The sequence below is a fragment of the Bradyrhizobium sp. UNPF46 genome (genome assembly GCF_006658625.1).
Lineage (GTDB): Bacteria > Pseudomonadota > Alphaproteobacteria > Rhizobiales > Xanthobacteraceae > Bradyrhizobium > Bradyrhizobium nitroreducens.
This window is the reverse complement of record NZ_LFJB01000026.1, coordinates 161958-175572: the sequence shown is the minus strand read 5'-3', so window position 1 is coordinate 175572 and position 13615 is coordinate 161958. Positions and strand designations below refer to the sequence as shown.

Annotated in this window: 13 protein-coding genes; 8 read left to right on the top strand and 5 right to left on the bottom strand. The window is 64.8% G+C overall.

Annotation, left to right across the window (positions count from 1 at the left end; all coding sequences use genetic code 11):
• Positions 1-88 precede the first annotated feature (88 nt).
• The 3 genes from UNPF46_RS12135 to UNPF46_RS12125 are packed head-to-tail and all read left to right on the top strand — an operon-like array spanning position 89 to position 2695.
• Complete coding sequence (locus UNPF46_RS12135; protein WP_142250167.1) at positions 89-1147, top strand: amidohydrolase family protein; 1059 nt, start codon at positions 89-91, stop codon at positions 1145-1147.
• A 25-nt stretch (positions 1148-1172) separates the two neighbouring features.
• A complete protein-coding gene (locus tag UNPF46_RS12130; RefSeq protein WP_142250166.1) occupies positions 1173-2282 on the top strand; it encodes an amidohydrolase family protein in 1110 nt (369 codons plus the stop codon).
• Positions 2282-2695 (top strand): Rieske (2Fe-2S) protein, encoded by a 414-nt coding sequence (locus UNPF46_RS12125; RefSeq protein WP_142250165.1) that lies wholly within the window; start codon positions 2282-2284, stop codon positions 2693-2695. Before UNPF46_RS12130 ends, UNPF46_RS12125 begins: the two co-directional genes overlap by 1 nt.
• Before the next feature lie 175 nt (positions 2696-2870).
• Here UNPF46_RS12125 and UNPF46_RS12120 read toward each other — a convergent pair whose 3' ends face one another.
• Together UNPF46_RS12120 and UNPF46_RS12115 are read right to left on the bottom strand one after the other, a co-directional pair.
• Positions 2871-4202 carry an MFS transporter gene (locus UNPF46_RS12120; protein ID WP_142250164.1) on the bottom strand — a complete coding sequence of 444 codons (1332 nt, stop codon included), beginning with the start codon at positions 4200-4202 and terminating at the stop codon, positions 2871-2873.
• Positions 4203-4343: 141 nt separating this feature from the next.
• Entirely contained in the window at positions 4344-5243 is a 900-nt protein-coding gene (locus UNPF46_RS12115; RefSeq protein ID WP_100175138.1) for a transcriptional regulator GcvA, read from the bottom strand.
• Positions 5244-5353: 110 nt separating this feature from the next.
• On the opposite strand from UNPF46_RS12115, the gene UNPF46_RS12110 reads away from it, so the two are divergent.
• From UNPF46_RS12110 to UNPF46_RS12100, 3 genes are all read left to right on the top strand, one after another.
• Positions 5354-5557 carry a DUF1127 domain-containing protein gene (locus tag UNPF46_RS12110; RefSeq protein ID WP_142250163.1) on the top strand — a complete coding sequence of 68 codons (204 nt, stop codon included), beginning with the start codon at positions 5354-5356 and terminating at the stop codon, positions 5555-5557.
• A 69-nt stretch (positions 5558-5626) separates the two neighbouring features.
• On the top strand, positions 5627-6250 hold the full coding sequence (locus tag UNPF46_RS12105; RefSeq protein WP_142250162.1) for a GNAT family N-acetyltransferase: 624 nt from the start codon (positions 5627-5629) through the stop codon (positions 6248-6250).
• A 53-nt stretch (positions 6251-6303) separates the two neighbouring features.
• Positions 6304-7059, top strand: coding sequence for a hypothetical protein (locus UNPF46_RS12100; protein WP_142250161.1), 756 nt, complete (start codon positions 6304-6306; stop codon positions 7057-7059).
• Positions 7060-7137: 78 nt separating this feature from the next.
• Here UNPF46_RS12100 and UNPF46_RS12095 read toward each other — a convergent pair whose 3' ends face one another.
• Both UNPF46_RS12095 and UNPF46_RS12090 read right to left on the bottom strand, forming a co-directional pair.
• Positions 7138-7968, bottom strand: coding sequence for an enoyl-CoA hydratase (locus tag UNPF46_RS12095; RefSeq protein WP_142250160.1), 831 nt, complete (start codon positions 7966-7968; stop codon positions 7138-7140).
• 118 nt (positions 7969-8086) lie between these two features.
• Positions 8087-8788, bottom strand: coding sequence for an SDR family oxidoreductase (locus UNPF46_RS12090; RefSeq protein ID WP_142250159.1), 702 nt, complete (start codon positions 8786-8788; stop codon positions 8087-8089).
• Positions 8789-9019: 231 nt separating this feature from the next.
• Between UNPF46_RS12090 and UNPF46_RS12085 the strand changes: the two genes are divergently transcribed.
• Together UNPF46_RS12085 and UNPF46_RS12080 are read left to right on the top strand one after the other, a co-directional pair.
• Positions 9020-10804: an acyl-CoA dehydrogenase family protein gene (locus UNPF46_RS12085; RefSeq protein ID WP_142250158.1), complete on the top strand. Its 1785-nt coding sequence runs from the start codon at positions 9020-9022 to the stop codon at positions 10802-10804.
• A 45-nt stretch (positions 10805-10849) separates the two neighbouring features.
• Positions 10850-11938 (top strand): Zn-dependent alcohol dehydrogenase, encoded by a 1089-nt coding sequence (locus UNPF46_RS12080; protein WP_097662194.1) that lies wholly within the window; start codon positions 10850-10852, stop codon positions 11936-11938.
• 168 nt (positions 11939-12106) lie between these two features.
• Here the strand turns inward: UNPF46_RS12080 and UNPF46_RS12075 are convergent, their stop codons facing one another.
• Entirely contained in the window at positions 12107-13579 is a 1473-nt protein-coding gene (locus UNPF46_RS12075; RefSeq protein WP_142250157.1) for an amidase, read from the bottom strand.
• Positions 13580-13615: the final 36 nt, after the last annotated feature.

Below are 13615 nucleotides of genomic sequence, written 5' to 3'. Positions count from 1 at the left end.
GGCAGGCCTGCTTGAATGGCAGGCGCAAGACAGCGCGGTGAAGCGCTGCGCAAAGTAACGTCACGAGGAAACGCAACGAGGAGACGTGATGGCGTCCCTGATCGCCGGCGGCATCGATTGCGACGTGCATCCGGCCGTGCCGCATCTGACCAGCCTGCTGCCGTACCTGAACGATTATTGGCGCGATCAGGTGACGACGCGCGGCATGGTTGATCTCGTCTCGCAGTCCTATCCGCAGAATTCGCCGATCACGGCGCGTCCGGATTGGCGCCCCGAGACCGGCAAGCCCGGCGAGAGCCTTGCGGACATGCAGCGCCACGTGCTCGATCCCTTTCAGCTCGGCCACGCCATCTGCAACCCGCTCTACGGCGTGCAGATGGTGTTTTCGGAAGACATGCAGGCCGCCTTCTGCCGCGCGCTGAACGAATGGCTGGCGAAGGAATGGCTCGATCGTGACGCGCGGCTGCGCGGTTCGATCGTGATCCCGACGCAGAGCGTCGAGAAAGCTGTCGCCGAGATCGAGCGCTGCGCGCAGGACAAGCGCTTCGTTCAGGTGCTGATGCTGGTCATGGGCGACACGCCGCTCGGCAAGCGCGCGCTGTGGCCGATCTATGAAGCCGCGGAACGGCTGGAACTTCCGATCGGTATCCACGCCGGTTCCGCCTATCACAATCCGCCGACCGCGGTGGGGTGGGGGTCCTACCACATCGAGGATTATGTCGGTCAGGCCCAGGCATTCCAGACCCAGCTCACCAGCCTGATCGTCGAGGGCGTATTCGCCAAATATCCTGGGCTGAAGATGGTGATGCTGGAGTCCGGCGTCTCCTGGATCTCGCCCTATCTCTGGCGCCTGCACAAGTTCTGGCGCGGGGTGCGGATGGAGACGCCGTGGGTCGATCGCGCGCCACTGGATATTGTGCGCAGCAACATCCGCTTCTCGTTACAGCCATTTGATGCGCCGCCAGACGAGGCGACATTAAATCGCCTGTTTGATCATATGCAGTCCGACGAATTGGTCCTATTCTCCACGGACTATCCGCACTGGCAGTTCGACGGCCAGGACGCGCTGCCCGACGGTCTGTCCCCCGATCTCGTGCGCAAGATCATGATCGACAATCCGCATGCGACCTATCCCCGCCTGAAATGAGCCCGCTGCCAAAGGAGGCAAGGCGATGAATATCCAGTTCCGCGAGAACCAAGAAGCCGCTTCCCCACTGGCCGTCAAAACCGCGATCGCGGACTGCGACATCCATCCGGCACGCGCCACCCGCACCGAACTCTATCCCTACCTCGCCAAACGCTGGCAGCATCATCTCGAAGTTTATGGGGTCCATGCCTATCAGGGCATGATGGAAGGACCGCCTTACCCAAAGGCGCAGCCCAATGCGTCGCGGCGGGATGCTTATCCGCCGGAAGGCGGCCCGCAGGGCTCCTCCCTCTCCTTCATGCAGAAGCAGCTGCTCGATCCCAACAACGTGCAGCTGGGCGTGCTCAATCCGCTGGGCACCGGGCAGGGCATCCGCAATCACGAGCTGTCGGCGGCGCTATGCTCGGCGATCAACGACTGGCAGATCGACAAATGGACCAGCAGGGACAAGCGGCTGAAGGCATCCATCGTCGTCGGCAACGAGGACGGCCTCTCGGCCGCCGCCGAAATCCGCGAGCGTGTCGGCGACAGGAATTTCGTCCAGGTGCTGTTGCTCAGCCGCAATGTCGAGCCGCTCGGCCAGCGCCGCTATTGGCCGATCTATCAGGCCGCGGAGGAAGCCGGCCTTCCCGTCGGCGTCCACGCCTTCGGCTTCGGCGGCAACCCGATCACGCCGTCGGGCTGGCCGTCCTATTACATCGAGGAGATGGTGGGGCACTCGCAATGCCAGCAATCGGCGCTGGCGAGCCTCGTGCTGGAGGGCGTGTTCGAGCGCTTCCCGAAACTGAAGATGGTGATGATCGAGGCCGGCTTCGGCTGGGCGCCGTCGCTGGCGTGGCGGCTCGACAAGGTTTGGCAGCGGCTGCGCAGCGAGGTGCCGCACGTCAAACGACCGCCGTCGGAATACATCCGCGAGCAGGTGTGGTGGACCACGCAGCCGATGGAGGATCCTGAAAGGCGCGAGGATCTGTTCGACGTCATCAACTGGATCGGCTGGGACCGCCTCCTGTTCGCGACCGACTATCCGCATTGGGACTATGACGAGCCGTCGCGCGTCTTGCCGGCCGGCGTCAGCGAGGCCAATCGCGAGGCGTTCTATCTCGGCAATGCCAAGAAGCTGTATGGCGTTTCCTGATGGCGAGACACGTGATTGCGCCGGTCGACGAGCTTCCGCCCGGCACGCGAAAATTCCTGGAGATTGACGGCCGGCCGATCGCGATCTTCAACATCAAGGGCGAATATTTCGGCCTGATGAACCGCTGCCCGCACCAGGGCGCGGCTTTGTGCGAGGGGCCGCTGATCGGGCTCGCGCAGTCGAGCGAGCCCGGCGAGATCGAATATACGAAACACGGCGAGATCATCCGCTGCCCCTGGCACGGATGGGAGTTCGACATCCGCACCGGCCAGTCCTATTGCGACCCCCGCCGTTTCCGCGTGAAGGCCTATCCGGCCCATGTCGAGCCCGGCGCCAGCGTGGTGAAAGGGCCTTATGTCGCCGAGACTGTTCCGGTGAGCGTCGAGAGCGACTACGTGGTGGTGGAGCTGTAGTCTCACTGCGCGGGAGCTGCGCTCCCTCGCCCCGTTCTTACGGGGAGAGGGGTGGGGTGAGGGGCCTCTCTCCGCACGCGAGATTGCCGATGGACCTGTACCCCCTCACCCGGAATCCGCGCTTCGCGCGCATTCCGACCTCTCCCCGCAAGCGGGGAGAGGTGAAGACAAACCATTAATGCCCCGCAACCGGCTCCGGCACCGCATCATACGTCGGCACCGCCTTGCCGCCGCCGCGATACACGGTCGAAGCCGCGATGATGCCGAGCAGGGCGGCGAGCATCAGCCAGAAGCCGGGCGAGGCCTTGTCGCCGGTGCGCTCGATCAGCCAGGTCGAGGCGAACGGCGTGAAAGTGCCGAACAGGGCGGCGGCGAGCGCAAACGCAAGCGAGAAGCAGGTGGTGCGCACATGCGCCGGCACGATCTCGACCAGCGCGCCGAGCATGGTGCCGCTATAGACGCCGAAATAGAACGAGAACATCATCTCGACCGCGAGCAGCTTGCCGAAGGTCGGCGCCGCCACCAGCCAGTGCAGCGCCGGATAGGCGGTCGCCAGCGACAGGCAGGCGATGGTGATCAGCACCGGCTTGCGGCCGATGCGGTCGGACAGCGCGCCGCCGACCGGATTCCAGAAGAAGTTGGTGACGGCGACGAGCAGCGTCACCAGCAGCGCATCCTGCGTCGACAGCTTCAGCACGGTCTTGCCGAAGGTCGGCGTGTACACCGTGACGAAGTAGAACGTCGTCGTGGTCAGGATCGCGATCATCATGCCGAGCAGCACGATGCGCCAGTTGGCGAGCGCGGAGGCGAACACTTCGCTGGCGGTCGGATGCTTTTTCATGGCGAGGAAGGCCGGCGTTTCCTCCAGCGTCCGTCGCAGGACGAAGATCAAGGGAGTGATCAGGCAGCCGACGAAGAAGGGAATGCGCCAGCCCCAGGCGGCGACGGTGTCGGCCGGCATCACCTCGGACAGGAGGTAGCCGAGGATCGAGGCCACGAAGATCGCGACCTGCTGGCTCGACGACTGGAACGAGGTGTAGAAGCCGCGGTTGCCGGGCGTCGAGATCTCCGCGAGATACACCGACACGCCGCCGAGCTCGACGCCGGCGGAGAAGCCTTGCAGCAGGCGGCCGATCAGCACGATAACGGGCGCGGCGATGCCGATGGTCGCATAGCTCGGACAGAACGCGATGACGACGGTGCCGATAGCCATGATCCCGAGCGTGACGATCAGGCCCTGGCGGCGGCCGATGCGGTCGATGTAAGCCCCGAGCACGATCGCACCGACGGGCCGCATCAGGGCGCCGAGCCAGAACACGCCGAACGTGTTGAGCAGCGACGCCGTCTCGTTGGTCGAGGGGAAGAACGCCTTGCCTATCGCGGCGGCATAGAAGCCGAACAGGAAGAAGTCGAACTGCTCGAGGAAATTGCCGCTCGTGGCGCGCAGGATCGCGCCGATGCGCGACTTGATGGCGGGCGGATTGGTTGATGTGGCTGGTCCAGCCATGGCGTTGCTCCCTTGGATAGGCGTGGCCGGACCGGGACATCATCTCACGGCAAGGCGACAGAGGCTGCGACAATCTGTCCTACCCCTTCCCGCGCGAGACGGGGCGAGTCAATCCGTTTTGCGGAGGAAGCTGCTGATTTTTCAGGTCTTATTTTGCGTTGCAGCAATCAGCCATTGGCGGAACGCGGTCAGCTTCGGTGCATCGCGGCGCCCCTCCGGCGCAACCAGGTAGAAGCCGGCGTCGGCCGGCAGCGCAATCTTGAAGGGCACGACGAGCCGGCCCTTGGCGATGTCGTCCTGGACGTAGGAGGTGCGCCCCATCGCGACGCCGATGCCGTCGATCGCGGCCTGGATGGTCATGAAAATCATGTCGAAGGTGATGCCGGGATGCCGCGCGATATCGGCCGGCAGGCCCGCCGCGGTCAGCCAGAGCCGCCAGTCATCGCTATTGGCGTTGGACGTGTGCAGCAGCGGATGGTTTCGGAGGTCTTCAGGCCGGCGCAGCGGCTTGTCGCCGCGCAGCAGGGACGGGCTGCACACCGGAAACAGCTCGTCCGCCATCAGCCAGTCGGCGCGCAGGCCCGGCCATTGGCCGCGGCCATAGCGGATCGCCGCATCGACATTGTCGCGTTGGAAGTCGACCAGGCTGGTCGAGGTGGTGATGCGCACGTCGATGCCGGGATGCTGCTCCTGGAAATCGGTCAACCGCGGCAGCAGCCATTTCGCGGCCAGTGAGGCCAGGGTCGAGACCGTCAGCACCTTGTCGTCGTCCTTGCGCAGCAGCCGGTCGGTGGCGAGGCGCAAATCGTTGAAGGCAGCGCGCACCCCCGGGAGGTAGTCGCGCGCCTCCGGCGTCAGCGCCAGCGCGCGGTTCTGCCGGATGAACAGGCGGATGCCGAGCTCCTCCTCGAGCCTGCGGATCTGATGGCTGATCGCGGTCTGCGTCACGTTCAGCTCGCTCGCCGCCAGCGTGAAGCTGAGATGGCGCGCGGCGGCCTCAAACGCCCGCAATCCGTTCAGGGACGGCAATCTGGCAGTCATTTGGCAGCAGGATACATGACGTTATTTCATGCGAACGGGTACAAATTGTCGTTTGTCGCAGTGCAACGAGAGGCAGATATTAGCGGTCAGGTTAGCTCTAGGAGCTGAAAATGTCTACTTTGACCCACAACTCGATGACAAATCATCATGCGCCCGGCCTGATTGCGCAGGTCGGTGAGATCCTCCACGTCTGGCACGAGCGCTACCGGACCAGGCGCGAGCTCACCCAATGGACCGCGCGTGATCTCCAGGACGTCGGACTGTCCTGGAGCGACATCGCCTTCGAGGCGGACAAACCCTTCTGGCGGGCCTGATTGGCCGCCGGGCCGGCGCCGCCTGACGACAGGGGCGCCGGCGGTCCCTTTTTGTGAAGGGTTCGTGTCATGAGCGCGCTACGCCTCGAAGACCTCAAGCAATATTCGGACACGCTGCGCACCCGCGACGGCACGGCGCTCGACGTCCGCTTCGTCGAGCCGCGCGACACTGACGAGCTCCAGCACTATTTCCGCTCGCTCTCGACCCGCTCCCGCTACAACCGCTTCTTCGGCGCCATCAGCGAGCTGCCGAAAGGGCTGCTGCATGACTTCCTCGAGGTTGGCGAGCGCGATCGTTTCACCGTCGTCGCGACCATGATGGTCGACGGCTTCGAGACCATCGTCGCCGAAGCGCGCTATGCTTTGCATGCCGAAACCGCGACGTTGGAATTCGGGCTGTCGGTCGACGATCGCTGGCAGGGCCACGGCATCGCCACCGCGCTGATGAAGAATCTCGAATGCCGCGCGGCTGCGCTCGGCGCCGAGCACATGTTCGGCGACACGCTGCGCTCCAATGAGACCATGGTCTCGCTCGCGCGCAAATCCGGCTTCACCTTCGTCAATCATCCTGACGACTGGAAGCTGGTGCGTTTCGACAAGGAAATCGCAGTCGCGCCGAAAGACATCCCCTGCGCCAGCTGGCGCCTCGCCGCCCTTTCCCGTCAGGCCGATAGCCCCTCAGCCTCGGCCTGACACCACTGAGACGCCCGGCCTGGTCATCCAGCGCCGGGCGTTTTTTTGCGCTCATGCTGAATGGCGTCGCCGGCCCGGCTCTACTTGCGCGGATCAGCCGATTGTCAAACGCGCGGCCGCCCTCTAGCTTCGTGGAAAAGGTCGATCCGGCCGTTCTTTGTTCGCCAGAGACCTGGAAAACCTCTCGTCATATGCGTGTTGTCATCCTCCCGCTGTTGCTGCTGAGTCTGCTCGCCTCTCCGCGGAGGGTGGAAGCACTGGACTGCCCGATTCCGCCGGGCATCTGGTCCCAATCGGCTGCCAGTGATGAAGTCTCCGCTGAACAAAAACGCCGCAATAGCGAAGATCGCTGGAGTATCTATCGGCTTGAGCGGGCACCAATCATATTTCGCGGCCGCGTCGTTTCTGCGCGCGATCTCTCCGATATCAGCAAGACGAATATCCCAACCAGTCTGCTCATCTTCGATCACGTCGAAATCCTGAAGGGGCGCCTATTCACGGCCGCGAGAGATCGAAAAGCTTTCGTCATCAGCGAAAGATGGTGCGATGGCAGCTGCGCCGGCAGGAAAGCAACAGCAGATTGGCTGCCTGGCAAGTTTGTTGGTGTGGCGGCTTATCCTAACACGTTTGCCGATCCGTCGAAGGCGGCGGAGGCCACCACCAAACGGGTTGTCTACCGCGGCCGAATCGATGCGATGTTCGGACCATGCGATGGCGGGTTTCTAAGTGAACGGGCTCTGGAGCTTCTCGCTAATCCAGATGAAGTCGCTCGGATAAAGCGCGAAGTCGCACCGCGTCGCGCCCACTGACGCATCCCGTTATCCTGAGAGCTCGCGACCCATAGGATCACAAGCTCTCAGAGTGACGGTCGGAGGCTTGCGACGTCCCTACTTCCCCGCGAACACCGGCTTCCGCTTCTCGAGGAACGCCTGCACGGCTTCCTTGTGGTCGGCGGTCGTGGTCAGGCGCACCAGCCGCTCGGCTTCGTGGTCGCGCGCGGTCTCGAAATCGAACAACACGGCCTCGTCCAGATTGTCCTTCATGTAGCGCAGCGCGAGGCGTGGGCCTTCGGCGAGCGATTTGGCCAGCGCGAAAGCCTCGCCCTGCAGTTTGTCGTCGGGCACCACCCGATTGACGAGGCCGATTGTCTCGGCGCGCGCGGCGTCGACGCGGTCGCCGGTGAACATCAATTCGCGCGCCCGCGCGGTGCCGACGAGGCGGGTGAGCAGCCAGGCGATGCCATAATCGCCTGACAGTGCGATGCGGGCATAGCCGGTGGCGACGAAGGCCGATTGCGCGGCGATGCGGATGTCGCAGGCCATGGCGATCGCGAGCCCGGCGCCGACCGCGGGGCCGGGCAGGGCGGCGATGGTCGGCTTGCGCACCGACACCAGCGCGCCCGTCAGCAGCCGCTGCCGCTCCTGGAGATCGGCGATCCTCTCCTCCAGCGACATCTCCAGCTTCTTCGGGTCGCGATGCGCGCCCATGCCCTTGACGTTGCCGCCGGCGCAGAACGCCTCGCCCGCGCCGGTGATCAAGAGCGCGCCGACGTTGCGGTCTTCGCCGCAGCTCCGGATCATCGCGCGCAGCGCCGGTGTCAGCGCGTCCGACAGCGAATTGCGCGCCTCCGGCCGGTTCAGCGTGATGATTGCGACCCGGTCGCGGATCGTACAGAGGAGCTCGTTGGTGCCGGTATCGACGTTGGTTTCCGTGGTCATTGTTTCTCCCTGCTCTCATAGAGTGGGCGAAGCGAAGCTTGCCCACCACCTTTGTCCGCATGCGTGAGATCGTGGGCACGGCGCGATGGGTCTTTGCCTACCCTAAGGCATTCCGCCTTCAAAACTTCTCCACCCAGGGCCGCAGCTCGAGCTCCCAGCTCCAGGCGCTGCGCGGCTGCTGCAGCACGTTCCAATAGCTCTGCGCGATCGCATCGGGATCGAGCATCGAGTCCGGCTTGTCATCGGGCTCCGTCCGTGCGGCGCTGCGGATGCCGCCGTCGATCACGAAATGCGCGACATGAATACCCTGCGGCGACAATTCGCGCGCCAGGCTCTGGGCGAGGCCGCGCAGCGCGAACTTGCCCATCGCGAAGGAGGCGGACTGCGCGTAGCCCTTGACGCTGGCGGAGGCGCCGGTGAACAGGATCGCGCCGTGCTTGTTCGGCAGCATGCGCTTGGCCGCCTGTTGCGCCACCAGGAAGCCGCCATAGGCGCTGACCGCGATCGCCTGTGCGACATCGGCCGGGACCAGGTCGACGAACGGCCCGCGGGTGCGGCCGCTGGCGTTGTAGACCACGAGATCCGGCGTGCCGATCTCGCGCTCGACGAGGCCGAACAGCCGCTCGACCTCGTCAGGATCGGTGGCGTTGCAGGCATAGGCTTTCGCGCCGGTCTCGCTACAGAGCGCGCCGAGCTTCTCGATCTTTCGCGCCGCCAGTGCGACGCGAATGCCTTGCGCGGCAAGCAATCGCGCCAATGAGGCACTCAGGCCCTCGCCGGCGCCGACGATGAGGGCGATCTTGTATTTCGGATGTTCCATGGCGTGATCTCTTCAGGACTGGAGCCGTTGATCTATGCATGGGCCGCGCGAACAACCAGCCGGCGCGATCACAATTCCGCAGAGCGAATTGCTCCGTCGCGGCGATCATGCCGCCCTGACAATTTGCGGCTTTATCGCACTCCGCGGCTGGAGCATGATCGACATCATCTCAAGCGGCAAGCGCCAAATCAGCGCAAAATGTCCGCAAGGCGGAAACGATAGAGGACGATCATGCACAAGCCGGTCTCAGCACAGTCGGAAAACGCCGCGGCCGAGCCCTCTGGCCTGCTGGCGCCGGATACCACCGGCATGAATTTCTACCGCGCCGATCCGGCGCTGACGGATCTGCTGCGCATCCATCTGCCGGAGAATCTGTTCCGTCACATCGAGCCGCATCTCGATCGCCTCGGCGAGCTTGCCGGCGGCCGGCTCGACGAATGCGCGCGCCTCGCCGACCGGCACACGCCTATCCTGCACCAGCGCGACAAGTTCGGCCGCGACATGCAGTCGATCGAATACCATCCGGCCTATCGGGAGCTGGAAGATGCCGCGTTCGGCGAGTTCGGCATCCACGCACTCTCGATCCGCAAGGGCATCATGGGCTGGCCGGACAAATATCCCGTGGCCGCCAAGCACGCCTTCACCTTCCTGTTCAACCAGACCGAATTCGGCCTGGGGTGCCCGATCAACGTCACCGACGGCTGCGCAAAACTGCTGGCGAATTTCGGCAGCGAGGCGTTGAAGGCGAAATATCTCGACGGCCTGACCTCGACCGACATGAGCAAGCTGACGCAAGGAGGCCAGTTCATGACCGAGAAGGAAGGCGGCTCCGATGTCGGCACGCTGACGACGCGTGCGGTGCAGGAGGGCGACCATTGGCGCCTCTATGGCGAAAAATGGTTCTGCTCTAATGCGGATGCGAAGGTCGTGATGCTGCTGGCGCGGCCCGAAGGCGCCGGCCCCGGCACGCGCGGCGTCGGCCTGTTCCTGATGCCGCGCTTCCTCGACGACGGATCGCAAAACCACTACCGGATCGTGCGTCTGAAGGACAAGCTCGGCACCCGCTCGATGGCCTCAGGCGAGATCAAGCTCGAAGGCGCCATCGCCTATGCCGTCGGCAAGCTCGACCGCGGCTTCGTGCAGATGGCCGAGATGGTGAACTCCTCGCGGCTCTCCAACGGCGTCAAATCCACCGCCCTGATGCGCCGCGCCTATCACGACGCCATGACGGTGGCCAAGAACCGCGTGGTGTTCGGCAGCCGCATCATCGACCTGCCGCTGGGGCGGCGGCAGATGCTGAAGATCATGCTGCCGGTCGAGCAGGCGCTGTCGATGAGCTTCCTCACCGCCGATGCGCTCGACCGCGCCGAGGCCGGCAGCCAGGATGCGGCGGCCCTGCTGCGCATCCTCACCCCGACGCTGAAATTCCGCGCCACGCGCGATGCGCGAAAGGTCTGCGGCGATGCGCTCGAGATGCGCGGCGGCATCGGCTATATCGAGGAATTCGCCACGCCCCGCCTGCTGCGCGATGCGCATCTCGGCTCGGTCTGGGAAGGCACCGGCAACATCGTCGCGATCGACGCGCTGCGGCGCGCGGTCGGCCGCCATGGCGCGGAAACCGCGCTCGCCGCCGATCTGCATGCGCGGCTCGCCGACAGCGCGTCGGTGCCGCAGGCCTGGCGCGACAGGCTGCGTGGTCTCGTCGATCGCGCGGTCGGCTTCGCGCGCGAGGTTGCGGCGAAATCGGAGAACGAAGCCGATGCGCGTCGTGCGACCAGCCTGCTCTATCACGTTGCCAGTGCGGTGGCGCTCGCTTGGGAGGCACACCGCATCCACGAGATGCGCGGCGATGCGCGGCGGCTGCTGCTGTCGCGCCTCGTGATCGATCATCGGGTGTCGCCGGGCGATCCGTTCCGGCTGACGGAAAATGCCGCGCAGGCGAAGATCGCTGCATTGCTGCTCGGCGATCGTGACGCCGGCATGAGCGAGGTTGGCGAACTGGTTCTGACGGCGTAGGCTGCGCTTCAAGCTCAACCAAAGAAACGCGACAGGGAGTGCTCGATGAAGGCCGCCGTCCTCTATGAAGTCAACAAGCCGCTGGTCATCGAGGATGTCAGCCTGCCGAAGCCCGGCCCGCGCGAGGTCCTGATCCGCACATCGGTCGCCGGCCTCTGCCACTCAGACCTGCACTTCATGGAAGGCCTCTATCCGCATCCGCTGCCGGCGGTGCTCGGGCATGAATCCGCCGGCGTGGTCGAGCAGGTCGGCTCCGATGTCACTTACGTCAAGCCGGGCGACCACGTCGTCACCTGCCTGTCCGTGTTCTGCGGCACCTGCGACAATTGCACCACCGGCCGCACGGTGCTCTGCACCGACACCACAGTGAAGTTGCTGCCGGGCGCTTCGAACCGGATGCAGTGGAACAGGCAGGAGAAGCTGCACCAGTTCCTCAACCTGTCCTCCTTCGCCGAGCAGATGCTGGTGCACGAAAACGCCATCGTCAAAATCAGGAAAGAAATGCCGCTCGATCTCGCCGCGCTGATCGGCTGCGGCGTCATCACCGGCTACGGCGCGGTGGTGAACACGGCGAAGGTGACGGCCGGCGAGACCGTCGCGGTGATCGGCTGCGGCGGCGTCGGCATGGCCGCGATCAACGGCGCGCAGATCGCCGGCGCCGGCCGCATCATTGCCATCGACACCAACCCGGCAAAGCTCCAGCTCGCCACCAAGCTGGGCGCCACCGACATCATCAATCCCGCCGATGGCGACGTGGTGAAACAGGTGCGCGATCTCACCAATGGCGGCGTGCATCATTCCTTCGAGGTGCTCGGCCGCAAGGAGACCGCCGAGCAGGCCTTCGGCATGCTCGCTTCCGGCGGCACCGCCACCATCGTCGGCATGATCCCCTTCGGCCAGAAGATCGAGCTGCACGGCTTCGATTTCCTCAGGGAGCGCCGCATCCAGGGCTCGTCGATGGGCTCGAACCACTTTCGCGTCGACATGCCGAGGCTGGTCGATTTCTACCTGCGGGGACGGCTGCACCTCGAGGACTGGATCTCGGCCAAGCTGAAGCTCTCGGAGATCAACGAGGGCTTCGCCAACATGAAGGCCGGCAAGACGCTGCGCAGCGTGATCGTGTTCGACAGCTGAGCGCTGATACTCGTTAACGCAACCTCACGGAAGGTGTCATCGCCCGGCTCGACCGGGCGATCCTGCATTCCAAGCCGTCATTGCGAGCGTAGCGAAGCAATCCAGGAATGTCTCCGTGGATGCAGTCTGGATTGCTTCGTCGCTTCGCTCCTCGCAATGACGGAAGCGCTAATCATTGAACAATGGCGGCGGCACGAACCCGCCGAATTCGCGTTCGATCAGCTCGGCGAGCTTGAGCGGCGTGCGATCCTCGAGGAACGGTCCGATGATCTGGACGCCGACCGGCAGGCCGTCCTTCGACAGGCCGAGCGGGATCGCCGTGGCCGGCAGGCCCGTCAGCGTGGCGATGCCGGGCCAGGCAAGCTGGTCCGGATAGGCATGATCCTTGCCGTCGATATTGATCCGGCGCTTCTCCTGCTCCGGGGAATGATCGTGCGGATAGGCCGGGGTCGGCATGATCGGGCAGATCACCGCGTCGAACGTCCTGAACAGATGCCGCCATTGCGCGCGCAGTCCGGCGCGTGCGCCCTCGTCGAACACCCAGGCCTGATGGCTGGAGGTCATGCCGCGCAGCCGCTCGGCCGCAAGGCTCTTGTCCTCGGGCGAGAGCTGGGCCGCGCCGGCACGTGCGCCGGCGAGAATGTCCGGCGGAAAGAACGCACCGAGAAAGCCCATCAGCATGCGCATGTAGAGGCGTGAAGCCTCCCGGAAGTCCGGAAACAGCGGGCTTTCGCGCGCGACATTCGCGCCGGCCTGCGTCAGTTGCCCGGCCAGCTTTTCAATCGCGCCGCGGATCTCGGCATTCGCGGGCAGCAGCGGATGGCTGTCGATCACCAGCAGGCGGAAATCTTTCAGCCCGGCATGGCGCGCCTCCGGCAGTGCGAGCTTGTAGCCGACGCCGAGGTCGAGCGGATCGGGGCCGGCCATCACGTCCAGCAGCAGCGTCAGATCGGCGGCGCTCCGGGCCATGGGGCCGATCACCGCCATATCGCGCTCCATCGGGATCGCGGGAAATGGCGGCGGCGTATGGCCGCGCGTCGGGCAGAGATTGTAGGTCGGCTTGTGTGCATAGACCCCGCAATGGAAGGCCGGCACGCGCAGCGAGCCGCCGATGTCGGAGCCGAGCGAGAGTGATCCGTAGCCGGCTGCAAGCGCGGCCGACGAGCCGCCCGATGAGCCGCCAGGCGTGCGGCCGAGATCGAACGGATTGTTCGTCGTGCCGTAGATGTCGTTGTAGCTCTGCCAGTCTCCGAGCCCGACGGGAACGTTGGTCTTGCCGAGAATGACGCCGCCGGCATTCTTGACCCGGCTGATCGACAGCGCATCCTCCGCCGGCCTGAAATCCTTCTGCGGCGTCCAGCCCCAGGTCGTCGGCAGGCCGGCTACGTTGTAGGATTCCTTTACCGTGACGGGAAGGCCGAGCAGCGGCTTGCGCTCGCCGCGCGCCAAGGCGGCGTCCGCCTCGCGCGCGGCACTGAGCCCGCGCTCGAAATCCCGCACGCAGATCGCGTTGATCTTGCCGTCGTGCCGTTCGATGCGCTCGATCGCGTCCCTGGCGAGTTCGACCGCGGAGACCTTCTTGGTGCTCAGCGCGTTCGACAGCTCGACTGCGCTCTTGAAACTCCATTGCGACTTGGCCACGGCGCTTCTCCTGTTCTTATTGTCAGGCGATGATGC

Coding starts and splice junctions, on each gene's coding strand:
- UNPF46_RS12135 (WP_142250167.1), top strand. CDS start 89: ATGGCGTCCCTGATCGCCGGCGGCATCGATTGCGACGTGCATCCGGCC.
- UNPF46_RS12130 (WP_142250166.1), top strand. CDS start 1,173: ATGAATATCCAGTTCCGCGAGAACCAAGAAGCCGCTTCCCCACTGGCC.
- UNPF46_RS12125 (WP_142250165.1), top strand. CDS start 2,282: ATGGCGAGACACGTGATTGCGCCGGTCGACGAGCTTCCGCCCGGCACG.
- UNPF46_RS12120 (WP_142250164.1), bottom strand. CDS start 4,202: ATGGCTGGACCAGCCACATCAACCAATCCGCCCGCCATCAAGTCGCGC.
- UNPF46_RS12115 (WP_100175138.1), bottom strand. CDS start 5,243: ATGACTGCCAGATTGCCGTCCCTGAACGGATTGCGGGCGTTTGAGGCC.
- UNPF46_RS12110 (WP_142250163.1), top strand. CDS start 5,354: ATGTCTACTTTGACCCACAACTCGATGACAAATCATCATGCGCCCGGC.
- UNPF46_RS12105 (WP_142250162.1), top strand. CDS start 5,627: ATGAGCGCGCTACGCCTCGAAGACCTCAAGCAATATTCGGACACGCTG.
- UNPF46_RS12100 (WP_142250161.1), top strand. CDS start 6,304: ATGCTGAATGGCGTCGCCGGCCCGGCTCTACTTGCGCGGATCAGCCGA.
- UNPF46_RS12095 (WP_142250160.1), bottom strand. CDS start 7,968: ATGACCACGGAAACCAACGTCGATACCGGCACCAACGAGCTCCTCTGT.
- UNPF46_RS12090 (WP_142250159.1), bottom strand. CDS start 8,788: ATGGAACATCCGAAATACAAGATCGCCCTCATCGTCGGCGCCGGCGAG.
- UNPF46_RS12085 (WP_142250158.1), top strand. CDS start 9,020: ATGCACAAGCCGGTCTCAGCACAGTCGGAAAACGCCGCGGCCGAGCCC.
- UNPF46_RS12080 (WP_097662194.1), top strand. CDS start 10,850: ATGAAGGCCGCCGTCCTCTATGAAGTCAACAAGCCGCTGGTCATCGAG.